This is a genomic window from Pseudomonas sp. E102 (genome assembly GCF_052660185.1).
Map to the genome: position 1 here is coordinate 1901189 of NZ_CP084025.1, position 26925 is coordinate 1928113.

The following is a 26925-nucleotide window of genomic DNA, read 5'->3' on the forward strand; positions in this document are numbered from 1 at the left end:
CGGCTTGTACCATCTCGATGTAGTTGTGGATCAGGCTGGCAGCAACGCCCCGTTATTGCCCAGCGTATTGAGCGTCGAGCCGCCGTTGCAATGGCGTTCGCTGTTCACCGGTCTGCCCGAGGAAGGCGCTAGCGAACTGGCGCCGTTGTTGCTGCGTATCGACCTGACGCAGCCACTGCAACGGCAGTGGCTTGGCTGCCTGATGCACGAGGTACGCGATCGTTCGCAATTGATGGTGTTGGCCTCGCCTTGGCTGTTCCCAGCATTGGCCGAACACCTCGGTCGCTGCTTGGAAGTGACCAACGGCGGCTGTACGGGGCTGCTGCGCTATTACGACCCGCGTCTGTTTCCGCTGCTGTTCAGCCACGTATTGGAGCCTGCACAACAGCAACTGCTACTTCGTCCCGCAGTGTTCTGGAGCTGGCTTGATCGTGACGGCGTTCCCGGCCACTTGCCTGGCGCTCCTGGCGAACCCTTGGGCTCGGAAGATTTTCGCCCCTTGGACCTTAGCGACAGCCAGTTGGAAGTTCTTGGTTGCGCAAGTGATGCGACGTTGGCAATGAGCAAGCTGCTTGCTGCACGCCCAGCGACATATGGGAATGAACAATTTTTTCACCAGTGTTACGCGGCGATGCTCGACGCCACCGAAGCGGGATTGCTTCTGGGGCCCGAGCGGGAAGCGTTCGTTCTCAAACGATTGCTCGCGCCCGAATCGCCAGCATTTAACAGAGGGAAGTGACTTTATGCCCACGTGTTTGATAGCCAGACGCGTCGTTGGGATTGCCGCAGGTTTGACCGCCATTTCAATCACTTCAAGTGGGGTGGCGAGCACCTTGGAAGCGATCAATCACACTCATTGGGCGATCAACCGATTCAGTGTGGATGGGCGTTCGGGGATTGACGTTATCGGGCCTTACCAGGGTGGCGGGGGCGGATGTTGTTACGTCGCGCCGTCGCGTTGGCAGCAGGGAATGACGGTGCGGGTTGAATGGGAGGCAGGTGTGGCTTACCCCGATGGGTTTCCTGGGTATGCCGACTGGCCTAGATATTTGGCTTGGGAGAAGCAAATAAGCGCGCAAACGCGGCAGCACCGCAAACAGGTGCCCGTCCCAGACTACACCGGCCAAAAAGTTTGCGGTCTGACCGTGCACTTCCTGCCCTGCGACGACATCCAGGTCACCACGTCCTGCTACGCCTATGGCAGTCCCGAATACCCGATCAAGACCCCGCTCAACTTACCGGAGCCCACCTCATGTCCGAGCTGAAGCACACCCCGATCTGGTATCCGCCGGCATTCCCGGTCCAGGGCCGCTTACCCAGAGATGTCGGGCTGGTTTACCAGAACCTCAATCGCCAATGCGCTCTGGAGCATGACTATCACGACTCCCTGTGCGTCGCCGCTGGGCGCAGAGTGATGCCTCCATGCTGCAAGACCGTGCACATCAGCCTGTTGCAGCCCGGCCAGGTCACGTTGCTGGGATTGAAGCTGTATGTCTACGGTTTTTCCCGCGGAGCGACGGCGGCCCGGGGTTTTGTAAGTTGGCTGTTAACAGAGGGAAGTGACTTTATGGCCACGTGTTTGATAGCCAGACGCGTCGTTGGGATGGCCGCAGGTTTGACCGCCATTTCAATCACTTCAAGTGGGGTGGCGAGCACCTTGGAAGCGATCAATCACACTCATTGGGCGATCAACCGATTCAGTGTGGATGGGCGTTCGGGGATTGACGTTATCGGGCCTTACCAGGGCGGCGGGGGCGGATGTTGTTACGTCGCGCCGTCGCGTTGGCAGCAGGGTATTACGGTGCGGATCGATTGGGAGACGGGTGTCGCTTACTCCTATGACAATCCTGGCTATGCGGACTGGCCTAAGTACCTAGCCTGGAAACAAAAGCTAAAAGCGCAAAAGCAGCAGCATAGCAAGATGGTAGAGGTCCCAGATTATACGAACCAAAGAGTCTGCGGCCTGACCGTGCACTTCCTGCCCTGCGACGACATCCAGGTCACCACGTCCTGCTACGCCTATGGCAGTCCCGAATACCCGATCAAGACCCCCCTCAACTTACCGGAGCCCACCTCATGTCCGAGCTGAAGCACACCCCGGTCTGGTATCCGCCGGCATTCCCGGTCCAGGGCCGCTTACCCAGAGATGTCGGGCTGGTTCACCAGAACCTCAATCGCCAATGCGCTCTGGAGCATGACTATCACGACTCCCTGTGCGTCGCCGCTGGGCGCAGAGTGATGCCTCCATGCTGCAAGACTGTGCACATCAGCCTGTTTTTCGACGGCACCGGCAATAACCTGAACAACGACCTGTACGAGTCCTCGACACCGCACCCGACCAATATCGCCCGGCTGTTTCGCGCCAGCATTGGCGCCGGCCATGCCGGCGGTACCGCCCACAGCGACAAGGCCGAGCGCCTGGTCGATGCGCCGGGTAATGGCAATGGCCAGTATTTCAAGTACTACATGCCCGGCGTGGGCACACCTTTCCCGGAAGTCGGAGACCTTGATTACAGCGAATCGGGCTTGGCCACCGCCTGGTACGGTGAAGAGCGGATCAACTGGGGGTTGATGATGCTCATCGATGCCCTGCGCCGCACCTTGAACCAACCACGCCTGGACAATGCCGCGCTGCAGGTGGCGGTCAAGGCCATGGGCACGGCGCTCGGCCTGGGTTGGGGGACCGGCCACGCCAATCGCAGCCGCGAGTTTCGCAAACAGTTGCAGGCGTTGGCCAAGCCCCTGCAACTGGCCCTGACGCAGCCGCAGCCCGGCCAGGTCAAGTTGCTGGGATTGAAGCTGTATGTCTACGGTTTTTCCCGCGGAGCGACGGCGGCCCGGGGTTTTGTAAGTTGGCTGGATCGATTGTTGTCCGACTTGGCGCTGACGCTGCCGATGGCGGATATACGGGTGCCCCTGAGCGTGGAATATCTGGGTCTGCTGGACACCGTGGCCTCTGTGGGTATCGCCGACATTATTCCAGGCGCCCAGGGGCACATGAGCTGGGCCGATGGCAACCAGCACCTGCCGGAGAGCGGATTGGTGAAGCGTTGCCTGCATTTGGTGGCAAGCCATGAGCAGCGGTTGTGTTTTCCATTGGAATCGATTCGCCGTGAAAACGGGGAGTACCCGGCTAATAGCCAGGAGGTGATCTATCCGGGGGTACATTCGGATCAGGGTGGGGGGTATCCGCCAGGTGATCAGGGGAAGGCGATGGGCGAGAGCGATGGTTTGCTGCTGTCGCAAATAGCCTTAAACGATTTGTATGCAGATGCCTTTGCCTATGGTGCCCCATTGAAGGTCTCGCCTCTTTCCTTGCCGTCAGAGTTGGGCCATGAGCTTTGGAGGGCAATGGCGGATGACGTGGCCGAAGCGTTTGAAGTCGCTCCAATAACCGCAAGTCGATTCAACGCCTGGCGCCAAGTCACCTTGGACCTGCCAGCGGTAACGCAACCGTTGCCCATCGAACAGATCGAAAGCTACCAACCCTTACCGACCACCCTCAGCCTGGAAGAAGCCCTACGCACGCAACTGGACTGGATCACCGCCTGGCGCATCGACCGCTACGCCTTTGCCAGCCTTAAACAGACAGGCTTCTACCAACAGGCAAGCGATACCGAAGCCGACAAGACTGTCCGTGAAGCTGCCGAACACAAGCGTGATGCAGAACAACAAGCGATCGAAAGGCATCGCAAACTGCAGATGGTCGCCGAACGTATAGGCCGTGTCCCGAAAAAAACACTGAAACCCGGCGTAAAGGATTTCGACGCGGACATGGCGAAAACCCAGCTGCGCGAAGCGGCCGAAGAGTTCGCTGAGGTTTACCGGAGCGAGGGTCGCCAGGATCCGTTGGCCCTGCTGGCGCTTGGTCTGGTTGCCGGCCCAGAGCCGTTCTGGGTTGCCACCCAGATCCGTGCCGAGCGTGAACGAATGAAAGCGGCCGGCCAGAAGTTGGTCAGCCAATTGTTTCCACCCCCTCGGTCCCAGATAAACCATCAGAACGAAACCTTTCGCGGCAACGTCGACGAAAGCCGCAATGCCGAACAACCCGAAGGGTTGTTGCGTGCGTTATTCGACGACCACGTGCACGACTCCCGCGCCTGGTTCCTCTACAAGCTTGGGCGCGAACCTTGGGGCAGCTTCTTGCGAGACTGCATGATGTTCTTCGGCGAGAGCGACAGCCGGGCGCTGGCGCTCTACAGCGAAAACGCCCAAGGCCAGTGGGCCCAAAGACAGCCAAAGTCAACCAGCGACCCGGTGCCGCTACACATGGATGTTGAACGCCTGGCCCAGGTGCAGAAGGACATCGATGAGCTTTGGAAGGATTTTTATGCAAAGGCCAGGGAGACGAACGATGCGCCGAGCTGAACCTTTGCTTCGCCACCCTTCAAGAGGCAACGCTCCGATGCTCGGGCCCAGCCCGTGGCATGCGCTATTGCTAGCCTGGTGTGGTTTGTTGGGCGCGGTGCTCGCGCCCAACGTCTCTGCCAGTACGCTCGAAGCCATCAATCACACTCACTGGGCGATCAACCGATTCAGTGTGGATGGGCGTTCGGGGATTGACGTTATCGGGCCTTACCAGGGTGGCGGGGGCGGATGTTGTTACGTCGCGCCGTCGCGTTGGCAGCAGGGTATTACGGTGCGGATCGATTGGGAGACGGGTGTCGCTTACTCCTATGACAATCCAGGTCTTGCTGATGAAGCCAAATACGACGCCTGGCTCGACAAGATCGTCGCGCAAAAGAGGCGGCACACCAAGCAAGTCCCCATCCCCGACTACACCAACCAAACAGTCTGCGGCCTGACCGTGCACTTCCTGCCCTGCGACGACATCCAGGTCACCACGTCCTGCTACGCCTATGGCAGTCCCGAATACCCGATCAAGATCCCGCTCAACCTGCCGGTGCCTACGTCGTGCCCGCAGTCCTGACCCCATTCATTACAAGGAGTTGAAATTATGAAAGCCATCATTCGCCAAGGCGACACCCTCAAGGAATACGGAGGCGAGGTATTGGGGGGCCACTACCTATGCGACGGCCTGTCCATTGCCTGTCAGGGGGATGCGGTGCGCTGCAACCTGCACGGCCGTACCGAGATTGCCGAGGGCAGTGACCTGATGGAAGTCGACGGGTGCCCCGTGGCGCTGGATGGTCACCGCTGCGGCTGCAATTGCACGTTGGTCAGCTCCGGGCCTGATACGCTGGTGGCCTCATGATCCCGGCGCCGGAGTTCGCGCCTTACCCTGCGTCACGGGCGCCCGGATACAGGCGCTGGATAGCCGGAGTCGCGGGGCTGCTGATTTTGTTGGGCGGCGCCAGCGCGCTCCTGGATGGGGTCGTAGAGCCGCGCTTGATGGTTGTCGGCGCGATCACGACGTTGCTGGCATGGTTGCTCGTGTTGCTGTTGCGTGTGTTGCGCTACCGATTCAACCGACACAACGCTCGTTGTTATGCCGAGGCGGCGCAACGGATCCAGCGAACCTGGTGGGCGCATCATCGGCAGAAAGCCGCGTTGGTGGACACTGTCTTGCTCGGGCCCGCCTGCCTGACCCAGGAACACAGGCAGAATCTGCTCAACCCGGATCAACCTGCGCCCATACCGCAAGAAACGCCCGAAGGCCTGGCGCTTCGTCTGCTTCAGGTATTCGGTGACGACCTTACCGAGCGCGAGCGGCAATTGGCCGTTTTGCTCGCCCTGCAATGGTGTGAGCAACAAACCGAGCCCATCGTCTTGCAGCCGGTGCGTTGCTATTGGCAGGGTTCCGTCGAGTCCTGGGCGGCGTTCGTCGAGCAAATGGCCGAATCCTGTCCCCAGGTTGAACTGCCGGAGCGACCTGAGCCCTGGCAGGGCATTCGCAGCCTGGACTCAATCATCAACCAGCTGCAGAGCGCCCCTTCGGATGCGCGCGTTCTCTGCGGCGGTTGCCAATCCTCGTCACCACAAAAAGACAGCCGCTTACCGGCCGGCGAGGCGGCGCTGCTTTGGCTGCTGGGCCTTGAGCAAGGCATGGGTTTGTTGCGGGGAGAATGGTTCACCGATCAAGAGTCGGTGGTAAAGGTGGCCGAACGAGCCGTCCAACAAAGCGAACTGCAGGCGCCCGCCAAAGTGTGTGTGTCGTTCTCCCAGCCCGACATAGTCGACCTGTCTGCCATTGGCTGGAACACCAAGCAAAACGTGCAAGACCACAATTTCGGCACGCTGGCGAATCTGGAGGCCATGGTCGCGCAAACCCTTGCCGCCTGGCACGCCGAGCAACACGGTGAGCCCTGTGCCTGGCTGGCTTGCGATTCCCATTACACCTTGGCCCTCGGAATTGTGAAACCCCATGACTCAAACAGATGAACCTCAAAAAATCTCTTCCTGGCTTACGGCGCTTCTGTTGGCGTTGATCTTGGCCGTGTTTGTTGCCTTGGCAGGCGGGGGGTGGTGGTTATGGGCTGGGCAACCCGTCGACCGCGTTGTGCTGTCGGACCTGCTGCTCAAGGCATTTTTTTGCTGGGCATTGTTGTTCGCGATGGCGATATTGATGTGGCAAATCCTGCAGAACTGGATCAGAGTTCTGGTGCGTAGCACCCAGGTGACCTCATCACGACCTCAGGTCAGGACGCCTGAATCGATACTGGGCGCAGAGCTACGCGAAAACCTCCACTTCCAATACGGCCCCCTCTGGCGCCACAAGGTCCGCCTGCTGCTCATCGTCGGCGAGCCCACCCAGATCGCCGCCATCGCCCCGGAGCTGGCGAAAAAGAAATGGCTCGAAGGCGAACGCACCGTGCTGCTATGGGGCGGCAGCGTCCAGGAAGAATTGCAAACCCCACTGTTGAATCCATGGCTCACCCTGCGCCGTTGGCGGGCGCTGGACGGGGTGGTCTGGGCGCTGGACAAACCGCAAAGCACCGATGCGGTGGCGCTGGCCAAGGGCATGCGGCAGTTGCAGGGGCTGGCTCGGCGGCTACGCCGACGGTTGCCGTTGCACTTGTGGCAGGTGTGCGAGAGCGGCTGGTCCCAGGACGGGCGCGAGAGCCAGCCGGTGGGTTGTCTGTTGCCGGCCAAGGTGACGCCGTCGCTGCTGGAGGCGTGCCTGGAGGATCTGGTCGAGCCGTTGCGTTGCCAGGGCTTTGCCCAGATGAAGATCAAGAAGCGGATGCACCACGATTTCCTGCTGCGCCTGTCCCGGGATTTGCAGGCCGAGGGCATTGCCCGTTGGCGGCAGGCGCTGGCGCCGTCGTTGAGTGGGTTCAACCCAGGGGTGATGCTGCGAGGGTTGTGGTTCAGCCTGCCACTGCGCGTGACGCAAAGCGCTGACGGCGAGCACTTCTGGTGGCCGGACCCGGCGTGGCACGGCGTGCAGCGCGACAAGGCCGTCGGCGCGCGGTTGGGGTGGGGCGCGCCGCGAGTCGTCTATGGGCTGTTCATGGGCCTGGCGCTGGTGTGGGGCGCGGGGATGGCGCTGTCCTTTGTGAGCAATCGGGCGCAGATCGTCGAGGCGCAGGCCTTGTCGACGGCGTTACAACAGTCATCCACCCAAGAGGAGCAACTGTTGGCGCTCGAAGCGCTCGTCCACGTGCTGGCTCGCCTGGATCACCGTGTCGTGTCCGGTGCGCCGTGGTACCAGCGCTTTGGCTTGAACCGCAATGAAAGCTTGCTCGAACTGTTGTGGCCCCGGTATGTCGAGGCCAATAACCGCCTGGTGCGCGACCCGGCGGCGGCGAGGTTGCGCGGGCAACTGGAGGCGCTGGTCAAGCTGGCGCCGGGCAGCGCAGAGCGCGTTGAGCGCACGCGTATGGCCTACGATCAGCTCAAGGCTTACCTGATGATGGCGCGCCCGGACAAAGCCGAGGCGCCCCTGTTGGTCAAGACCCTGGGCCACGCCGAACCCACGCGTGACGGAATTTCGCCAGGGCTCTGGCGGACCCTCGCACCGAACCTGTGGCAGTTCTACGCCGAGCAACTGGCCGCGCACCCGGACTGGCGCATCGAGGCCGACCCGCGGTTGGCGGCGCAGGTGCGCCAGGTGCTGCTCGACCAATTGGGCCAACGCAACGCCGAGGCCAGCCTGTATCAACGGGTGCTGGACGAGGCCACCCAGCACTATCCAGCCCTGGGCCTGCAACAGATGGTGGGCGACACCGAAGCCGCTGGGTTGTTTTCCAGCAAGGCCAGCGTGCCGGGAGTGTTCACGCGCCAGGCCTGGGAGGGCCAGGTGCGCCAGGCCATCGATGACATCACCCAGGCGCGCCGCGAAGAAATCGATTGGGTGCTCAGTGATCGCCCCGGTGACATCGATGTGCGCTTGACGCCCGGCGAGCTCAAGGCGCGCCTGACCGAACGCTATTTCAAGGACTACGCGGGCGCCTGGCTGGTGTTTCTCAACAGCCTGCGGGGCAATCAACCCAAAAGCCTGGAACAGGTCATCGACCAGTTGACGCTGATGAGCGACGTGCGCCAATCGCCGCTGCTCGCGTTGATCAATACCCTGGCCTATCAAGGGCAAGCGGGCACCCGCGTCCCGGCCCTGGGCGATTCGCTTATGAGGTCCGCGCACAAGCTCATCGGCCCGGACAAGGCCCCGCCCATAGACCCGCTGGCCGACCTGCCGAGCGGCCCGCTGGATCCGACGTTCGGCCCGTTGTTGGCCTTGCTGGGCAAGGGTGGCGCTGACCATTTGAGCCTCCAGGCCTACCTCACCCAAGTGACCCGCGTGCGCCTGAAACTGCAACAGATCAACACGGCCAGCGACCCCATGGAAATGACCCAGGCCCTGGCGCAGACGGTGTTCCAGGGCCGGGGCATCGACCTCACCGATACCCAGTCCTATGGCCGTCTGATGGCCGCCAGCCTCGGTGCGCAATGGGCTGGCGTGGGCGAAACGCTGTTCGTGCAACCGCTGGAACAGGCCTGGCAGCGAGTGCTGCAACCGTCGGCGGCGGGCCTCAACAGCCAATGGCGGCGTTCGATCGTCGAGCATTGGAACGCGGCCTTTACCGGGCGTTATCCCTTCGCCGCGACGGCCAGCGATGCTTCGTTGCCGATGCTGGGGCAAATGATCCGCGCCGACACGGGGCGCATCGAACGTTTTCTCCACAGCCAGTTGAGCGGCGTGTTGCGCAAGGAGGGCAACCGCTGGGTGGCCGATCCCCGCCACGGTCGCGGTTTGCGCGTCAATCCCCAATTCCTGGAGGCGGTCAATCAACTGAGCGATCTGGCCGACGTGCTCTACACCGACGGCGGCCTGGGCTTGAGTTTTGAACTTAGCGGCAAAGGCGTGCGCGATGTGGTGCAAACCACCTTCATCCTCAACGGAGAGAAACACCACTACTTCAACCAGAAGGAGCGCTGGCAGCGCTTCGGCTGGCCGGGACGCAGCGACTACCCCGGCGTCAGCCTGACGTGGACCAGCGTCCACACCGGCGAACGGTTGTTCGCCGACTACGCCGGCGCCTGGGGGCTGATCCGCTTGCTGGAACAGGCCACGTTCACCGCGCTGGACGATGGCGACAGCCGCTACCGCATGGTGCTCAAGGCGCCCGATGGTCTGGGCCTGACGTGGCACCTGCGCACCGAACTGGATGCCGGGCCGATGGCGCTTTTGAAGTTGCGAGGGTTTACGTTGCCGGGGCGGATATTTTTGGCTGAGGGCGGGCCAGCGGTGCCCCTGGCGCGCAATGAGGTGCTCCGATGAGCCTGCAAAACCTGATCACCCATTGCCTGGGCAAGCGCGACGCCTTGGCCATCGCCCGTGAACAGGCCGCACGCTGGCAACCCTGGCTGCAGCCCATCAGCGAAGCGGCACCCGTTGGGCACGACCCTGGCTATGACGATGATTTTCAATGCATGCGCGAAGAGGTTGGCAAGCTGTCCGGCGCCGATGCTGAACGAGTGGCCCAACTGGGTGAAAAGCTACTGACCCGCAAATGTAAGGATTTACGCGTCGCCACCTATTACGTGTGGGCTCGCTTGTGCAGGGACGGCGAAGCCGGGCTGGCCGACGGTTTGAGCCTGTTGGCGGCGCTGGTGGAGCGGTTCACCGATACGGTACTGCCCGTGCGACCGAACAGCCGCAAGATGGCGTTGCAGTGGCTGGCCGGCGAAAAGCTGCTCGATACGCTGTGGCGGTATCCGGAGGTGGTGAAAACCGAGGCCGAGCGCACCGCCGCGGCATTGGCCTGGCTGGAGCAGGGCCTGACGGCATGGCCTGACGATCAACGTCCTTGCCTGGGGGCCCTGTATGCCGCGCTATCCGCCCGATTGGCTCGGTCCGAAGGCATGGAGGCGCTGGTCCCGCAGAGTACCGCCAGCCAGGAATCGCAAGCCCAGGCCGGGGCTTCGGCTGCTATCGCGATCAAGTCCGGTCGGGATCTGTTGGATCACGGCCGGGCCTTGGCTGGTTATCTGCGTGATCAACCTCAGGGTTGGCTGGCGGCCCACCGCGTGATGAAGAGCCTGCGTTGGGACACGGTGCAAGAGGCGCCGCCCGAGGACGCCGATGGCAACACCCGGCTGACGCCGCCCAGGGCTGACTATCGGGCGCAGCTCAAGCGTTTGTACTTGCAGCAGGGCTGGACCCAGTTGCTCGATCACGCGGAACGAATCTATGCCGAAGGCGTGAACCATTTCTGGTTGGATTTGCAGTGGTATGTGTATCAGGCACTGAGTCAGCAACCGGCGCCGCAGATGTGCTGGGCTGATGTCGTCCGACGTGACCTGGGCATGTTTTTGGATCGGTTGCCGGGGTTGGAGCTGCTGCGCTGGCGCGACGGCACGCCTTTCGCCGATGAGACCACACGTGAGTGGATTGCCCAGCACGCCAGCGCAGACCGCCCGGAGCAAGGGTTGGCCGCGCCATCGTCGGCACCGGTCATCGGGGATGCCGACATCTTGTCGTGGGAAACCGAAGCCCTGGCGCAGGCCGACAAAGAAGGGGTCGAGCAAGCGCTGGCTTGGCTGGCGGCGCGCCCGGACATTGTTTGCGCACGCCAACGATGGCTGCTGCGCCTGCTGATGGCGAGGGTGGCAGAACAGTTCGGCAAAAGTGAGCTGGCCATCCACCTGCTGGGGGAACTGGACACCGCTTCACAGCACCATGACCTGTGCGCGTGGGAGCCCGAGTTGTATTTCGAGGTCAAGGCTCGCCTGCTCAGGTTGCTGCGGGTCAAGGCCCAACGCAACGACACGGACAAACCTGCCCTGGCTCGACGCATGGAACCTTTGTTGGCGGCGCTGGTGGCCATCGATCCGGTACGTGCCGCTGTGCTTTGCGGCTGACACTCATTTCAGGACTTTTATGGACATGGAAAATCTGACACTGCGCTATTTCGACGCCGAGATGCGTTATTTGCGCGAGGCCGGCAAGGAATTCGCCGAGGCGTTCCCGGACCGGGCGGCATATCTCAATCTCGACAAGCCGGGGGCGCAAGACCCTTACGTAGAACGTTTGTTCGAGGGCTTTGCATTCTTGATGGGGCGCTTGCGGGAGAAGCTCGACGATGATCTGCCGGAGCTCACCGAAGGCTTGGTCAGCCTGCTGTGGCCGCATTACTTGCGGACCATACCGTCCCTGTCGATTATCGAGCTGGCGCCGGATCTTGCCTTGATAAAGCGCAGCGAACGAATCCCCAGAGGGTTCGAGATCCTGTCGCGCCCCATCGGGCCGCAGCACACCTGCTGTCGCTACACCACCACGCAAGACGTGACGTTACAGCCGCTGGCGTTGACAGTCGTGGCGCGCGACCACGAACCGGATGGCCGCTCAATGCTGCGTTTGCGTTTTGTCCGAAGCGTGTCCGTCCCTTGGTCACAAATCGACCTGAGCCGCTTGCCGCTGTACTTGAATGCCGATGCGCCACTGGCCAGCGCACTGCACCAAGCCCTGACCTTGAACAGGCAGGCGATGTATGTGCGCTTGCCAGGACAGTCGGATCGCAAGCCGGTGGACGGGTATTTCACCCCCAAGGGCTTTGGCGACGAGGATCGCCTGTGGCCCAAGGGCGACAGCGCTTTCAGCGGCTATCAACTGCTGCTTGAGTACTTCACGTTTCGTGAAAAATTCATGTTCGTCACCCTCTGTGGCCTTGAGCAACTGCCGCTTGAGTCCGGCGCGCCCTGGTTCGAGCTCGAAGTGGTGCTGTCCAAGCCCTGGCCGCAGAACTTCGACCTGAACCGTGAACATATTCGTCTGCACTCGGTGCCGGTGATCAACTTGTTCGTACTGGAGGCCGACCCGTTGGCGCTGGACCCCTTGCAAACCGATTACTTGCTGCGTCCGATGCGCTTGCAGGATGGCCATCTGGAAATCTATTCGGTGGACCAGGTGACCGCATCCAAAGGCGCCGAGCGCATGGACTACGTGCCGTTCACCAGTTTTCGCCATAAAGGCGGCATGCTGCGTGATGAGGCGCCGGAACGTTATTTCCATAGCCGCCTGAAGCGGGCCGCCAATGGGCTGTATGACACCTGGTTGATCCTGGGCGGAGAAGGCTTCGACGAGGATCGGCTGCATACCCACGCCAGCCTGTCGTTACACCTGATCGGCACCCACGGCCAGCTGCCACGCAAAGCGCTGCAGAGCACGGTGCTCGATACAGCGGTGCAAACCACCCAGTTCGGCCTGCGGGTGCGCAACCTGTGTGCGCCGACGTTGCCGTGCTATCCGCCAAACCGCGACCGTTTCCACTGGCGCATCCTGAGCCACCTGGGCTCCAATTTCTTGCCGATGCTCGACAGCGCAGAGGTGTTGCGCGGGACGTTGGCGTTGTATGACTGGACCGGCAGCGAGCAGAACCGGCGTCGCCTGGCGGCGATTGTCGAGGTGAACCATCACCTGGTCCAACGTTTTGAAAATGGCTTTTTGCTGCGCGGGGTGGATATTGAAATCACCTTGGATGCCCACGGCTTTTCGGGGGACGGCGATATCAGTCTGTTCGGTGAAATGCTCAACCGCTTTTTTGCGCTCTACGCCGACATTCATTTGTTCACCCAGCTCACGCTGATTCTTCAACCTACCGGAGCGTGCCTGCGATGGAACGAGAACCACAGCCAGCGCATTCCCGGTTGAACGCCGACGGTTTGCTGGACGCGTTGCGAGGGCGGGTGGCCGAGGCCAGCCTGTATCGTTTCTGCCAACTGTTGGAACAAGCGCTGCCCGGCCGTCCTCTGCTTGGCAGCACCGCGCATCCGGCAGATGATCCCGTGCGCTTTCGACCCGATCCCGGCATGGGGTTTCCCGCCGGTGAGCTGAAGGCGATCGAAATCGACACGAACAACCCGCAACGTCCGGCTACGGTGCGCACCCGTCTGATGGGTTTGTACGGCCTAGATTCGCCAATGCCGACGGGGTTTGTGGATGACATCGCTCAACGCCGGGAGGGGCATGAGGCACTGGAAGCTTTCCTCGACATTTTCAATCACCGGATTTTCACTCAGTTCTATCGAATCTGGCGCAAGTACTCTTATCCAGCGACGTTTGCAGCGGGCGGCAGCGATGCGACATCGCAGTGCCTGTTCGGTTTGATCGGGCTGGGCATTCCCGGAACAGCGGAACGCGTCGCTACCCCGGTCTCCCGTTTCCTCGCGTTGCTCAGCGTCATGCGCCTGCCTACCCGCAACGCCGAAGGCATCGAGGCGCTCGTCAAGCTGCTTGCCGTCCATACCCAGGCACGGATAACCCCGTACCGGCCGCAGAAGATTCCCTTGCCGCAACCGGCCAGCCTGTGTCCGTCTTGCCCGGTACGCTTGTCCAAGGGCACGCCGCTGGGCAATGTCGGGCAAGACGTCAACAGCCAGCTGCACTTGGTGCTGTCCACCGACGACGCGCAGGAGGCCAATGACTGGTTGCCCGGCGGAGCGCTTCACCGCGACCTGCTTGTACTCCTGCGGGTGTACCTGGGATGGCGCTGCACCGCGACGCTGCAATTGACCATCGCGGTAAGCAGCCTGCCAACTCCGATACTGGGGCATCGGCAGATACGACTGGGAATGACCGGTGTGCTGGGCTTGGGTTCAGACACCTGGCAGCCGCGAGAACAGGACACCCTCACGATCAATATGGGCCGCTACCAGGGCCTTTCGACCAACCCACGGATCAGGGAAACACAACATGTCACATACCTTTATTAACCGGTTGGCACTCACGGTGCTGGTCGCTGCGCTTGGCGGGTGTGGAGCGGCGCAGACCGTCGAGCCGAGCACGGGGTTCACCACCGGGACGATGTTCCGTAAACAGGTCAAGACCTTGCACCTGGATTTCAACGCACGAACCGCGCTCAACACCGAAACCGCGGACATGAACGCCTTATCGCTGCCCACCTTGGTGCGGGTTTACCAGTTACGCGACAGTACCGCGTTGGAGCAGGCCACCTACGACGGGCTGGTGAACACAGACGACAACCTGTTCGAAGGTGCATTGCTGGACAAACGCGCCGTGGTGGTGAAACCCGGGGCAGGGGTCCTGTTGAGCGTGCCCATGGACCCCCGCACGCGGGTAGTGGCGCTGGTGGGCTTGTTTCGAAGTCCAGACGCCGCGTTAGGCTCCTGGCGCTTGGTGCTGAGGCGCGAAGACCTGGACCCGGATCGGGCACGGCTCATCGAGATAGGCGCCAACCAACTGACGTTGCGCCCGTTGGCGAAGGACTGATCCATGACCGAGCCCAACCCTTCGCTCTATGAAATGCTACTGCAAAACTTCAATGGTGAACTGGATTTGCATCGCGTCAGCGGGCAGGACCAGCACACGCTGTCGGTCCTGGACAACCTGCAACGCATCCTCAACAGCCGGGCCGGCAGCCTCAGCCATTTACCGGATTATGGACTTCCCGACATGGGAACCATTTTGCAGGGGCTACCGGCTACCGCCCATACGTTGATGAAGGCCATGACCCATACCCTGCTCAAATACGAACCGCGATTGACGGCGCTCGCCATCGAGCTACTGCCGCAATTACTGCCGGGGCATTTGGAGTGCGCCCTGGACGTGCAGTTGAAAGGAGGGCGCCGGGTAACTTTCGGTACCACGTTGGGACCGGAGGGCAAAGTCCTGATGCGTCACCTGAAGCGACAGAACCATGTGGCGGCAACGGGAACGGATAACGCAAGGCAAGCGCGATGAGCGCGTTGTTTGAAGTGCATGTTCGAATCGGTGGCGATCCGCGCGGCTATGCTGAGTTCGTCGCTTTGCGCGACGAGTTGGCCAGATTGGGCCATGGCGCCTGCCCAGACGTGGATTGGCAAAAAGTCGAGCAGTTATGCCTTGTGCTGCTGCAACTCAACGGTGCGGAGCTGCAAACCGTCAGCTTCTATGCGCTGGCTCGAAGCCAGCGTCACGGTTTGGACGGCATGGTCCAAGGCGTTCGATTGTTGAAGACGCTCTGCGGTCAATGGCCCAGCCTGTGGCCGCCGTCGGTGCGGGTGCGCCTGGATACGTTGGGGTGGTTGTTCGCACAGCTGCAAACGCTGCTGCGTGGCCTGGCGCTGACGACCAACGATCAGCGCGCGTTGCTTGAGCTCGATGGTGCGTTGGGCTGCCTGACTGAGCGGCTGGCAAGCTACGCATCCACGCCGCTGCCGGCTCTCCAGTCTCTGCGCCAGCAGGTCAACCAGCTGATCCAACGTTTGGAACGATGCGATCAACGTATCGAAGCGGCACTGCTTCCCATGGGAATGACAGAGCCGGCATTGGCGATACCCATTGTGGTCCTGCCCCCGCCGGACATGACCCATCGTAAGGGGCATTTTTCGCCATGGCTGTGCGGCGCGGCGCTCGTCTTCGCTCTCGTCGCAGGGGTTGTCGGGTGGCGGATGAGCGCGAGGTCAGCGTTGGTCTTGCCCGCTCCGGTGCAGTTGGACAGCCTGTCGCTGTTCGATGTCGGCAGTTCGCAGCTCAAGCCTGGTTGGACCGATACCTTGGTCAAGGCCTTGGTGGATATCAAGGCCCAGCCAGACGGGTTGATCGTCATTTCAGGCCATACCGACGGGACAGGTTCATCGGAACAGAACCTGCAACTCTCAAACGCCCGTGCTGTTGCAGTGCGGGACTGGATGCAGCACGTGGGCAAAATCCCCGCCGGTTGCCTAGCCGTCCAGGGCGTCGCCGCCGGTCAGCCCATAGCTGGAGACGACACCGAAGCTGGGCGAAGGGCCAATCGGCGTGTCGTTATCCGCGTGGTGCCGCAAGTGGTGGCTTGTGAGCTTTCGGGGAAGGTTGGACAAGAGACGCCGCTTTGAACGTCCTCCTTGAAACCTGCTTCGGCCTACAGACGCAGCGTGGCAAATCCACTTTGGCGAGCATTAGGTTCCAGTGCATGAATGCCAAGGTAACCTCGAAGCGACGGACAGCATCAGGCTGGATCTAAATTAGATGTCGATCAAAATCAAAACTGTTGACGGCTATGATTATGCTCATCATCATAGAGCTGCCCCGACACGTATCGATGTCGGGCCCGACCCAGTTGCCGAGGAACACTCCATGACGATCCACAAACCCGTAGCCTTGGTGACCGGCGCTTCTTCCGGTATCGGCGAAGCCATTGCCAACTCCCTCGTAGCGGCCGGCTATCAGGTATACGGCACCAGCCGGCGCGGAGCCCGGGCCGATCATCAGGCGTATGAGATGCTGGCACTCGACGTGACCGACGATGCCTGCGTCGAGGCCGCGGTTGCGCAGTTGATGCGGTTGGAAGGGCGTATCGACCTGCTGGTCAACAACGCCGGTTTCGGGCTCGCCCCGGCCGCGGCCGAAGAAAGCTCGATCGACCAGGCCAAGGCGATCTTCGATACCAATTTCCTCGGTGTTGTGCGAATGACGCGCGCCGTTGTGCCGCATATGCGTCGCCAGGGTGTCGGTCGCATCATCAACATCGGTTCCATACTCGGCGTGGTATCCGTGCCCTATGTGGCGCTGTACGTGGCGAGCAAGCACGCGGTGGATGGCTATTCCCAAGCCCTTGATCATGAATTACGGACCCATGGCATCCGGGTCGTCGTCATCGAGCCCGGTTATACCAAGACATCATTCGAGAGCAACAGCCTGCAGGCTGACGCTAAGCTGGACCTGTACGAGGATATCCGGGGTAAGGTAACCAAGGTCGTCAATCACGCAATGGCCACGGCTGAGGGGCCCGATGTGGTCGCTGACGTGGTGCTCAAGGCCGCTCGCGCCGAGCGTCCGAAGTTGCGTTACACCGCCGGCAAGGCGGCAGCCCAATTGCAGTTCATGCGCCGCTTCGCGCCGGCGGGCATGCTGGATACCGGTATCCGCAAGGCAATGCAACTGGCGTGAATCTGCTCAACCGGGCCCACGACATTCGCCGCTCAAATGCACAGGAAAACAACCATGACCTTCAAAGCGCTGCTTGCCACCAAAACCGATGAAGCCATGTCGACCGGCCTGGTCGACTTCACCGAAGAAGACCTGATGCCCGGTGATGTCACCGTCGCTATCGAATATTCCACGGTGAACTACAAAGATGCCATGGCCCTCAGTGGCCGCTCGCCGGTGATCCGCCAGTTCCCGTTGATTCCCGGCATCGACTTCGCCGGTATCGTTGAAAGCTCCAGCCACGCAGGTTTCCAGGCTGGCGACCGGGTACTGCTGAACGGTTGGGGGCTGAGCCAGACGCACCACGGCGGTTTCGCCCAGAAGGCCCGGGTGAGTGGTGACTGGCTCGTGAAGGTTCCGGACGTATTCTCGACCCGCCAAGCCATGGCCATTGGCACGGCGGGCTACACCGCGATGCTCAGCGTGCTGGCGCTGGAACACGGCGGCCTGGCGCCCGATGGGGGCGATATCCTGGTGACCGGCGCCAACGGCGGCGCGGGCTCGGTGGCGATAGCGCTGTTGTCGGGGCTGGGCTATCGGGTGATCGCGTCGACTGGACGCCTGGAAGAAGCCGACTATCTGCGTGACCTGGGCGCTGCAGAGGTGATTGATCGGCGCACCCTGTCGGAGCCGGGCGCACCGATTGCCAAGGAGCGTTGGGCGGGCGTCATCGACTCGGTCGGTAGCCATACCTTGGCCAATGCCCTAGCCCAGACCCGATACCGCGGGGTCGTCGCCGCCTTCGGCCTCGCCCAGGGCGCGGATCTGCCGGGGTCGGTGCTGCCTTTCATCCTGCGCAACGTGACCCTGGCCGGTATCGACTCCGTGAATGCGCCCCAGGCTGTCCGTTTGCAGGCATGGTCGCGTCTGGCCCGGGATCTGGATGTGGACAAGCTTGCTCGCACCACGCAGCTTGTCGGCCTGGCGCAAGTGCCGGAAGTCGCGGCTCGGGTGCTGCAAGGGCAGGTTCGCGGGCGCACGGTCGTGGATGTGAATGCTTGAGCGAAAGGACAAGCCAGCATTTATTAGCGGAGCGTTACAAGCATTCGGATGCCACACGCTGTAGCGGCTTCGCGCAAAAATTAATGAACATTTGCAGCACTGGGATATCGATTCTGTAACTGAACATTTCCGTGTGGGCATTCGGTCTCTAGCTTCGTTGGGCCGCTGTCCGGGCGGTCAGTCGGCCAACGGGGCGAGTTTCCATGAATGGCAGATACCAGTGCAGCGTCGAGTACAACGGTCGCACCCTCAGGGGTGACGCTGACCAGCCGCTGATCGATTTCTTGGCAGAGCAGGGCATCGACCTGCCTCACGTCTGCTATCACCGCGCCCTCGGGCCGATCCAGACCTGCGATGTCTGTTGGATCGAGCATGATGGCGAGTTGGTCCGCGGGTGCGCGCTGCGTTCCGCCGACGGCATGAAGCTGGTGAGCGAAACGCCTCGCGTGAAGGCGGCGCAGGAAGAAGGCATGGACCGGATCCTTGCCAAGCACGAGCTTTATTGCACGGTCTGCGAGCACAACACCGGTGACTGCACGCTGCACAATACCGTCGCCGACATGAACCCCGTGATCCAGCGCTACAAATACCAGCGCAAGCCCTACAGCAAGGACCACTCGAACCCGTTTTATACCTACGATCCCGATCAATGCATCCTGTGCGGGCGTTGCGTGGAAGCGTGCCAGAACGTCGAGGTCAATGAAACGCTGAGCATCGATTTCACCCAGGCGCATCCAAGGGTGTTGTGGGATGGCGGAACCAAGATAGAGGGTTCCAGTTGTGTGAGCTGCGGTCATTGCGTCACGGTTTGCCCCTGCAACGCGTTGCTCGAAAAAACCATGCAGCCGGATGCCGGACCGTTGACGTCGATGCCCGAGGACATCAAGCGGCCGCTCATCGACGCGGTGAAGACGATCGAGAATACGATCGGTGCGCCGCCCATTACCGCTATTTCCGTCATGGACATGCACTGGCGCCAGCCTGAAATCAAACGCACCAAGACCGTGTGCACCTATTGTGGCGTGGGCTGCTCGTTCGAAATGTGGACTCGCGACCGCACGCTGCTCAAGGTGCAGCCAGTGGTGAACGCACCGGCGAACGGCATTTCCACGTGTATCAAGGGCAAGTTCGCCTGGGATTTCGTGAACAGCGAGAAACGCCTGACGACGCCGCTGATCCGGGAAAACGGCCGGTTTCGTGAAGCAAGCTGGGACGAGGCGCTGACCTTGGTCGCAGGCCGTCTTCTGGCCATAAAACGTGAGCACGGCGCCGATGCCATCGGCTTCATTGGCTCCAGCAAGGCCAGCAATGAAGAAGCTTACCTGACGCAGAAAATCGCTCGCCTGATCATCGGCACCAATAGCGTCGACAACTCTTCACGCTACTGCCAGAACCCCGCGACACAGGGGTTGTTCCGCACGGTCGGTTACGGCGGCGACGCCGGCACGATCACCGATCTTGAGCAGGCGGACCTCATCGTCCTGGTGGGCAGCAACCTGGCGGAGAACCATCCGGTTATCGCTTCGAAAATCAAGGCCGCGCGCAAGCATCGAGGGCAAAAACTGCTGGTGGTCGATCCACGCAAGCATGAAATGGCGGAGCGCGCCGACCTGTTCCTGCAGATCAGGTCGAGCACCGACATAGTCTGGGCCAGCGCCATGTCGCGTTACCTGTTCGATCATGGCATGGCGGACGCGGCATTCCTGGAAGCGCGGGTGAATCAGGTGGACGAGTACCGACGCTCCCTGGAACCCTTTACCCTGCCATTCGCGTCGCAGGTCACCGGGTTGTCGGAGGCGGATCTGGTCAGCGCCGCGAACATGATCGGCAAGGCCAAACGGGTCTGCCTGCTCTGGGCAATGGGCATTACCCAGCATAGCCACGGGGCCGACACGAGCACCGCACTGTCCAATCTCTTGTTGGTTACCGGCAACTACGGCCGCCCCGGAACCGGCGGTTATCCGATGCGCGGCCACAACAACGTCCAGGGGGCCAGCGACTTCGGGTGTTTGAAGAACGTCTATCCCGGTTATGAAAAAGTCACTGACGAAGCGGTTCGAGCCAAGTGGGCGAAGGCCTGGGGTGTGGCGCCGGAACGACTGTCCAACAAGGTCGGTGAAGACAACTTCCTGATGGTTCAGCATGCCGCCGAGCAGAAGATAAAAGCCATGTATGTGATCGGTGAAGAGACGGCGTTTTCCGACGCCGACACTGAAAACGTGCATGAGGCTTTCAGAAAACTCGATTTCATGGTCGTGCAGGACATTTTCTTCAGCCGCACCGCGCAGTTCGCCGACGTCGTGCTGCCAGGTTGCCCAAGCGTTGAGAAGGAGGGCACCTTCGTCAACACCGAGCGGCGGATCCAACGTTTTCATGAGGTGTTTCCGCCGCTGGGCAACAGCCTGCCGGACTGGCGCATCCTGACCGATCTGGCCAAGCGAATGGGCCATGACTGGGGATACAAGCATCCCTCGCAGATCTTCGCGGAGGTGGCCGGTATCGCCACCCTGTTCGCCGGCGCCAGCTATGAGCGCCTGGACGGTTGGAAATCTCTCCTCTGGCCAGTAAAGCCGGATGGCACCGATACCCCGTTGCTCTATACCGACCGGTTCCACACCGACGACGGCAAAGCCGTGTTGTACCCGCTGGAGTGGAAACCTCCGGCGGAAGCGCCCGACAGCGAATTCGACCTGATGCTGGACAACGGACGCATGCTGGAGCATTTCCAGGGCAACAACCAGACGGGACGTGGCGACCGTGTCGATTCGTTGTCACCGCATTGGTACGTCGAAATCAGTCCCGAGCTTGCAGACGAGCGGGGTATCCAGGATGGGACCCAGGTGCGGATCACTTCTCGCCGTGGTTCGGTCACGGTGCCGGTTCTGATCACCGATCGAGTGCGCGGCAAGGTGCTGTTCATGCCGATTCACCAGGGCAAGCCCGGCATTAATGAACTCACCGGGGAACATCATGATCCAGACGTCAACACGCCGGCCTACAAGGAAACCGCTGTGAAGATGACGATCCTGAGGGATCCCCCTCCGCAATCGGCATTGCCGCGCGGCAATTTCCGAAACGGCCACAGGACACCGAACAATGGCGTGGCTGTTGAGGTGAAGTGGGCCAGAGACGACTACGCGCCGATCGACGCACCGGCGCCCCATCCGGAGAGGTTTTGATGGCCGAACCTATTGATTACGACGTAAAACCAAGCAAGACCGAGCCTGACGCGCAGGATGAACTCGATCGTCTGGTCCAGAGCCTCCATGAACACGGCGTGCTGCGCATGGCCAATGACCTGGTCTGTGCCAACACGGCGATTGCCAAAGTGCTGGTTGATGGCCTGAACAAGGAAGGCACGCTCAACGTCATTCAGAACCTGTCGATCCTGGCGATGGCACTGTCCCGCGTGCCGCCCGATGAATTCTACCGGCTGGTCTTCGCGCTGAAGGATGCCGGCGCTGCGGTCAGTCAATGGACCGCGCCCAACAACGACGACGTCGCGCCAGGCGTGCGGGGCTCATACCGTTTGCTGCATGACGAATCGCTTTGGCGCGCGATCTTGCCGCTCCTGGAGGGCTTGAAAGCGATGGGTGAGGGCATGAAGAGGCCGATCGATAAACCGATCAGCCAATTCTGCGGCAAACCCAGCGGCGCTTGAGCGGGGCCTGCCCATGGAATCGATGGATTCGGCGTTGATGCTGGCGCGCTACCAGTTTGCGTTCACCATTAGCTTCCACATCGTGGTTGCCGCATTTTCCATCGGCCTGGCCAATTACCTGATGGTGCTGGAAGCCCTCTGGCTGTGGCGAAAGCGTCAGGTCTATATGGACGTCTACCGATTCTGGCTGAAGATATTCGCCTTGACGGTCGCCGTGGGCACGGCATCAGGGCTGGTCATGGAGTTCGAGTTCGGGACCAACTGGAGCGCGCTGGCCAGCCGGGCGGGGGGCATCCTCGGGCCTCTGATGTTCTATGAAGTCATGGTCGCGTTTTTCCTGGAAGCAGGCTTCATCGGGGTCATGCTGTTTGGCATGAATAAAGTCGGGCCGCGCCTGCACTTCCTGTCTACATGCGCGGTCGCCGTCGGCTCGTTGTTCAGTGCATTCTGGATACTGTCAGCCAATTCCTGGATGCACACCCCGGCAGGCTTCAGCATTGCCGGCGATGGCCGGTTCGTGCCCGAAGACTGGCTGCAGATCATATTCAACCCCTCGTTTCCCTACCGTATGGTGCACATGAGCATCGCCGCCTTTCTCGGCACGGCCACCCTCGTGGGCGCCGCGGGCGCGTGGCACTTGTTGCGCGACAATACCCACGCGCCTGCGCGAGTGATGTTCTCAATGGCACTGTGGATGGCGGCCGTGGTCGGGCCTATCCAGCTCGTCGCGGGGGACCTGCACGGCGAAAATACCCGAGATCACCAGCCGCAGAAGCTGGCCGCGATGGAAGGTTCCTGGCGACGCCCGGAAGCCGGCCAGGGCGAGCCGCTCAGGTTGTTTGCGATACCGGACCAGGCCAACCGCAGGAATGATTTCGAACTGGCGATACCCCATCTCGGCTCGCTTTATCTGCGCCACGACTGGACCGGCACCATACAGAGCCTTGATGAGTTCGCGCCCGAAGACATCCCGCCCGTGGCCGTGGTCTTTTTCGCGTTTCGTATCATGGTGGGCATCGGCTTGCTGATCGTGGCCATGGGTATCGCCAGTCTCTTCTTGCGTTGGCGCGGCGGTCTGTTCGAGTGTCGATGGCTGATGCGCTGTGCGGTGCTCATGGCCCCGGCCGGGTTCGTAGCGATGGTTTGCGGATGGGTGGTTACCGAGGTCGGGCGCCAGCCATTCACGGTCTATGGCTTGATGCGCACCGTTCACAGCAGCTCGCAGCAACCGCTCTCATTCGTCCTGGGCAGCACACTCGCCCTGGTGATCCTGTACCTGCTGGTTTTCGGCCTGGGGCTGTTTTACCTGATACGCGCCATCAACCGACTGCCGGCAACTTCAACGGATGCCGACGACCAAGCCAGCGCAACGCAGGGGAAATCGTGATGTTCATCTCTGAAGCGCTGTTGCCCAATCTGTCGGCCGCCGCAATTGCCTTTACGATCATCACCTACGTGATTCTGGACGGCACCGACCTGGGCGTCGGCATCCTCTTCGCGACCCGCCAACACCCCGACGATAAGCAGATCATGGTCAACTCCATCCTGCCGATCTGGGACGGGAACGAAACCTGGCTGGTGCTCGGTGGCGGCGGTTTGCTCGCGCTTTTTCCCGTGGCTTACAGCGTCTTGTTTTCCGCCCTGTATATCCCCGTGATCGCGATGCTGCTGGCATTGATTGTCAGGGCCGTCGCGTTGGAGTTCCGGGCCGACGCGCCTGCACGAATGAAGCGCTGGCTCGACGTCAGCCTCGTGACCGGCTCGTTGATCGCAACGCTTTGCCAGGGTGTCATCATGGGCAGCGTGGTACAGGGAATCGATCACCACGAGGGCCGGTTCGCCGGAAACGGTTGGGAGTGGTTGAGTGCATTTGCGCTGGCGTGTGGCGTGGTGCTGGTGATTGGCTACGCACTGCTTGGCAGTTGCTGGCTGTTCTGGCGAACCGAAGGCGCGCTGCAAGCGGCGGCCAGAAGGCAGGCGCGATGGCTGGGGTGGCTGACACTGGCAGGCATTGCAATCATTGTGGTGTGGACCAGCGAGTTGGCGCCGTCCTATCGAGACCATCTTCTTGAATCGAACCTGAGCCCGGCGCTTCTGCTTGTTCAGTGCGCGTTGCTGGTCGGGTTTTACCGGGCTTTTTCCAGCCGATACCATTTCCTTCCGTTGTTTGCGGTATTGGGATGGTTTGGCACGGCGTTCGCTGCCGCGATCATTACCCTCTATCCGTTAATCCTGCCGCCGTCGCTGGCGATCAGCCAAGCGTCTGCTCCCGCTTCGAGCCAAGGGTTCATGCTCGTGGGATTCGCGGTGCTGGTGCCGGTCACGCTGGCCTACAACACGTGGGGGTTCTGGGTGTTTCGCGGTAAGGTCAAAGCGCAGTACTTCCCAGATCGATAAAGCCTGTCTTCATTTCCCGTCCCCGAATGGTGTGTCGACTAGTTTGTAGACATGCTTGTCGAGCGCGGGATTGCTACGGCATTGCCATTGCTGCACTCTCACTCTTCATTTTTGCATCGGGGCGGAGCATGGATTGGAGTGATGTGCGGGTCTTTCTCGCGATTGCCCGCAGTGGGTCATTGGGCGCTGCTGCCAAGCTGTTGGGTGTTAGCCATCCGACCGTGGGGCGGCGCTTGCAGGTGCTTGAACAGTCCAGCGGCCAGCCCATTTTCCTGCGTACCACCCAAGGTCTGATACTGACCGAGAGCGGAGAGAAGCTACTCAGCCTGGCGCAGCAAATGGAGCAAAGTGCGTTGGCCATCGAGCGGCGCCTTGCGGGCGACAGCGCGCAGCCAGAAGGTGTGTTGCGCATCTCCTGCGCTGACTGGTTTGCCTGTTACGTGCTGGCCCCGGTTCTGAGCGAACTGGGGCGACGTTATCCGCTGATCGTGCCCGAGGTCATCGCCGGGCATCGATTGTTCGACCTTGCCCGTCGCGACGCCGACATCGCGTTTCGGATCGTTCCTTTCACCGAACCCGATATTGTTCACCGCAAACTCACTTCCCTGAGCTATGGGCTGTACACCGCCGTCGGATCTCCTGACCTCGAGCCGCAGGGCGAGGGGGTTGGCTTGATTACCATGAGTGTCGCCCAATCACATTATCCCGATGTGCAGTGGCTGCGGCAGCGTTACCCTCTGGCCCGTACGGTGTTCACCAGTAGTAGTCGCACCGTCCAGGCGCAGATGTGCGCGCAAGGGCAGGGCATCGCTGTGCTGCCCCGTGCCCTGGGCGACCGGTTAACGGCGCTGCGCCTGATTGATCCGCATGAGGCGCCACCGGGCCGCGACATATGGATGGGCTACCACCAGGATATGCGACAGATGGACAGCCTGCGTGCTCTTGCCGACCTTGCTTCCATCATGATCGGCAACCAGGCAGGCGGTTGACTCACTCCGCTGGGTACATGGCTGTCGTTTGCAGTTGCGCAGCAGGTTGGCGCGCCAGGGTAAGGCTGAGTCCCGTGCCTACGACCAGGCATGCCGCGATACAGAGTATTGAGACGGTGAAGGCGTGGCTGATGGCAGCCGCGTCTGTGTCCGTGCCTAGAAGGGTGTAAAAAACTCCGCCTATTATCGCGACACTCAGTGATGTGCTGATTTGCAGAGTAGAGCTGGCAATGCCCGCAATCATGCCGGAGTACGCTGGCGCCACGCGCCCTGTGATCATGCGCATCAATGTCGGAAGGGCCAGTCCTTGTCCGAAGCCGATCAGAAACAGAATGACGGCAAGGGGCAGCGCAGCGGGGCTGACGGACATCGGCGTGTGCGCCACGAGCCAGGCCAGGAGCATGAGCCCCAACACTTCAAGTCCCATCCCGACCGGATTGACGTACGCCCCCAGCAAATGCCTGAAGTGAGGAGTGGAGAGCGGTCCCAGCAAAAAGCCCGCGCCGAAAGGAAGGAAGACGAGGCCTGCATTGAGTGGGCTCGTATGCAGCGCTTCCTGTAAATAAATAGAAAACAGCAGAAAAAACACGCCGATCGCGTAAAAGGTCAGAGCGACGAACAGTGCCCGGCCCAACCCAGGCGCGTGCAGTACGGCAGGATTCAGCAACGGCGCGCCTTGCGCTTGGTGCAAACGCGCTTCGTAGCGCCAGAACAGCCAGGCCAGCAGCGGCACCGCCGCAAGCGACAGCCAGGCCCACAAAGGCCAGCCCGCTTCACGCCCCTCGATCAGCGGCACGATCAGCGCTCCCAGCGTCACCATGGACAGTACCGTTCCGCCCAGATCAAGCTTGCTTGTATGTGGTGCGCGGGTTTCCTTGACCACCGCAATGGCGATCAGAATCACCAGTAACGCAATCGGTAAATTCACAAGAAATATCGCCCGCCACCCCAAGCCCATCAAGTTGAGCGATATCAATATTCCGCCAAGGGCCTGGCCGACCACCGACGCCAGACCAAAGACTGCGCCATAGAGGCTCAACGCCAAAGGTTTTTCGGACTCGGGGAATATGGCCTGCACTGAAGCGAGTGCCTGGGGCGCCATGACCGCTGCCGTCACGCCTTGCAGCGAACGTCCGGCGATCAACATCCAAGGTGACTCGGCGACACCGCAGATCAATGAGGCGATTGCAAAGCCAACCAGGCCAACGAAGAACATTCTCATGCGGCCGTAGATATCGCCGAGCCGACCCCCGGTGATCAATGTCACGGCATAAAGAGCCGCATATGACGAGATGATCAACTGTTCGGCGGAGGAGGCCGTGCCCAGCGATTGTTGAATCGAGGGCAGTGCTACGTTGACGATGAAAAAATCCAGCGGCGGTAAAAACGCACCGACCAACAAAATGGCGAACATCAACCAGCGCCGCGGTTCCGGGGGGGCGATTTTAGTCTGAGGCATAAGGTCTCCTTCCTGAAACACTTCGGTTCCAGATATTCTCGATTGCGGGTCATGCTCTGGATCAGCTGACTCGAATCTAAACGATCAAACCCTCGCTGACGCCTCA

22 protein-coding genes are annotated in these 26925 nt (G+C 61.1%); 21 read left to right on the top strand and 1 reads right to left on the bottom strand.

Annotated features, from left to right (window positions below; all coding sequences use genetic code 11):
• The first annotated feature begins 4 nt into the window (after positions 1–4).
• The 21 genes from DOCECA_RS08690 (at position 5) to DOCECA_RS08790 (ending at position 25360) form a co-directional block, all read left to right on the top strand.
• Positions 5–739 carry a DUF4123 domain-containing protein gene (locus DOCECA_RS08690; protein ID WP_434650997.1) on the top strand — a complete coding sequence of 245 codons (735 nt, stop codon included), beginning with the start codon at positions 5–7 and terminating at the stop codon, positions 737–739.
• A 4-nt stretch (positions 740–743) separates the two neighbouring features.
• Positions 744–1265, top strand: coding sequence for a DUF3304 domain-containing protein (locus DOCECA_RS08695; RefSeq protein ID WP_445571764.1), 522 nt, complete (start codon positions 744–746; stop codon positions 1263–1265).
• A 338-nt stretch (positions 1266–1603) separates the two neighbouring features.
• A complete protein-coding gene (locus DOCECA_RS08700) occupies positions 1604–2089 on the top strand; it encodes a DUF3304 domain-containing protein (RefSeq protein ID WP_445572153.1) in 486 nt (161 codons plus the stop codon).
• Positions 2077–4368 carry a T6SS phospholipase effector Tle1-like catalytic domain-containing protein gene (locus DOCECA_RS08705; RefSeq protein WP_445571765.1) on the top strand — a complete coding sequence of 764 codons (2292 nt, stop codon included), beginning with the start codon at positions 2077–2079 and terminating at the stop codon, positions 4366–4368. The genes DOCECA_RS08700 and DOCECA_RS08705 overlap by 13 nt, the downstream gene beginning before the upstream one ends.
• Positions 4369–4405: 37 nt before the next feature.
• Positions 4406–4930 (top strand): DUF3304 domain-containing protein, encoded by a 525-nt coding sequence (locus DOCECA_RS08710; RefSeq protein WP_445571766.1) that lies wholly within the window; start codon positions 4406–4408, stop codon positions 4928–4930.
• A 27-nt stretch (positions 4931–4957) separates the two neighbouring features.
• Positions 4958–5215 carry a PAAR domain-containing protein gene (locus tag DOCECA_RS08715; protein ID WP_420767927.1) on the top strand — a complete coding sequence of 86 codons (258 nt, stop codon included), beginning with the start codon at positions 4958–4960 and terminating at the stop codon, positions 5213–5215.
• Positions 5212–6342, top strand: coding sequence for a hypothetical protein (locus DOCECA_RS08720; protein WP_434674883.1), 1131 nt, complete (start codon positions 5212–5214; stop codon positions 6340–6342). Before DOCECA_RS08715 ends, DOCECA_RS08720 begins: the two co-directional genes overlap by 4 nt.
• A 34-nt stretch (positions 6343–6376) precedes the next feature.
• On the top strand, positions 6377–9682 hold the full coding sequence (locus DOCECA_RS08725; RefSeq protein ID WP_445572154.1) for an ImcF-related family protein: 3306 nt from the start codon (positions 6377–6379) through the stop codon (positions 9680–9682).
• A complete protein-coding gene (gene tssA, locus DOCECA_RS08730) occupies positions 9679–11265 on the top strand; it encodes a type VI secretion system protein TssA (RefSeq protein WP_445571767.1) in 1587 nt (528 codons plus the stop codon). Before DOCECA_RS08725 ends, tssA begins: the two co-directional genes overlap by 4 nt.
• A gap of 19 nt (positions 11266–11284) precedes the next feature.
• The gene (gene tssF / locus DOCECA_RS08735) at positions 11285–13054 is read left to right on the top strand and encodes a type VI secretion system baseplate subunit TssF (protein ID WP_445571768.1); all 1770 of its coding nucleotides are present in this window, start codon (positions 11285–11287) and stop codon (positions 13052–13054) included.
• Positions 13018–14115: a type VI secretion system baseplate subunit TssG gene (gene tssG, locus DOCECA_RS08740; protein ID WP_434651011.1), complete on the top strand. Its 1098-nt coding sequence runs from the start codon at positions 13018–13020 to the stop codon at positions 14113–14115. Before tssF ends, tssG begins: the two co-directional genes overlap by 37 nt.
• Positions 14096–14632 carry a type VI secretion system lipoprotein TssJ gene (tssJ, locus tag DOCECA_RS08745; RefSeq protein WP_445571769.1) on the top strand — a complete coding sequence of 179 codons (537 nt, stop codon included), beginning with the start codon at positions 14096–14098 and terminating at the stop codon, positions 14630–14632. The genes tssG and tssJ overlap by 20 nt, the downstream gene beginning before the upstream one ends.
• Positions 14633–14635: 3 nt before the next feature.
• Positions 14636–15103 (top strand): type VI secretion system baseplate subunit TssE, encoded by a 468-nt coding sequence (gene tssE / locus DOCECA_RS08750; RefSeq protein WP_434651015.1) that lies wholly within the window; start codon positions 14636–14638, stop codon positions 15101–15103.
• Positions 15100–16218, top strand: a complete 1119-nt coding sequence (locus DOCECA_RS08755; RefSeq protein ID WP_445571770.1) for an OmpA family protein — start codon at positions 15100–15102, stop codon at positions 16216–16218. Before tssE ends, DOCECA_RS08755 begins: the two co-directional genes overlap by 4 nt.
• 241 nt (positions 16219–16459) lie before the next feature.
• Positions 16460–17272, top strand: a complete 813-nt coding sequence (locus DOCECA_RS08760; protein WP_420764019.1) for an oxidoreductase — start codon at positions 16460–16462, stop codon at positions 17270–17272.
• A gap of 54 nt (positions 17273–17326) precedes the next feature.
• The gene (gene acuI, locus DOCECA_RS08765) at positions 17327–18313 is read left to right on the top strand and encodes an acrylyl-CoA reductase (NADPH) (protein ID WP_434651019.1); all 987 of its coding nucleotides are present in this window, start codon (positions 17327–17329) and stop codon (positions 18311–18313) included.
• Positions 18314–18516: 203 nt separating this feature from the next.
• Entirely contained in the window at positions 18517–21492 is a 2976-nt protein-coding gene (gene fdhF / locus DOCECA_RS08770) for a formate dehydrogenase subunit alpha (RefSeq protein WP_445571771.1), read from the top strand.
• A complete protein-coding gene (locus DOCECA_RS08775; RefSeq protein WP_434563978.1) occupies positions 21492–21974 on the top strand; it encodes a DUF1641 domain-containing protein in 483 nt (160 codons plus the stop codon). Before fdhF ends, DOCECA_RS08775 begins: the two co-directional genes overlap by 1 nt.
• A 13-nt stretch (positions 21975–21987) precedes the next feature.
• Positions 21988–23361: a cytochrome ubiquinol oxidase subunit I gene (locus DOCECA_RS08780; protein WP_445571772.1), complete on the top strand. Its 1374-nt coding sequence runs from the start codon at positions 21988–21990 to the stop codon at positions 23359–23361.
• The gene (cydB, locus tag DOCECA_RS08785; RefSeq protein WP_445571773.1) at positions 23361–24371 is read left to right on the top strand and encodes a cytochrome d ubiquinol oxidase subunit II; all 1011 of its coding nucleotides are present in this window, start codon (positions 23361–23363) and stop codon (positions 24369–24371) included. The genes DOCECA_RS08780 and cydB overlap by 1 nt, the downstream gene beginning before the upstream one ends.
• A gap of 128 nt (positions 24372–24499) precedes the next feature.
• Positions 24500–25360, top strand: coding sequence for a LysR family transcriptional regulator (locus DOCECA_RS08790; protein ID WP_434563984.1), 861 nt, complete (start codon positions 24500–24502; stop codon positions 25358–25360).
• 1 nt (position 25361) lies between these two features.
• On the opposite strand, the gene DOCECA_RS08795 is transcribed toward DOCECA_RS08790, so the two are convergent.
• Entirely contained in the window at positions 25362–26819 is a 1458-nt protein-coding gene (locus DOCECA_RS08795; RefSeq protein WP_445571774.1) for an MFS transporter, read from the bottom strand.
• Positions 26820–26925 lie beyond the last annotated feature (106 nt).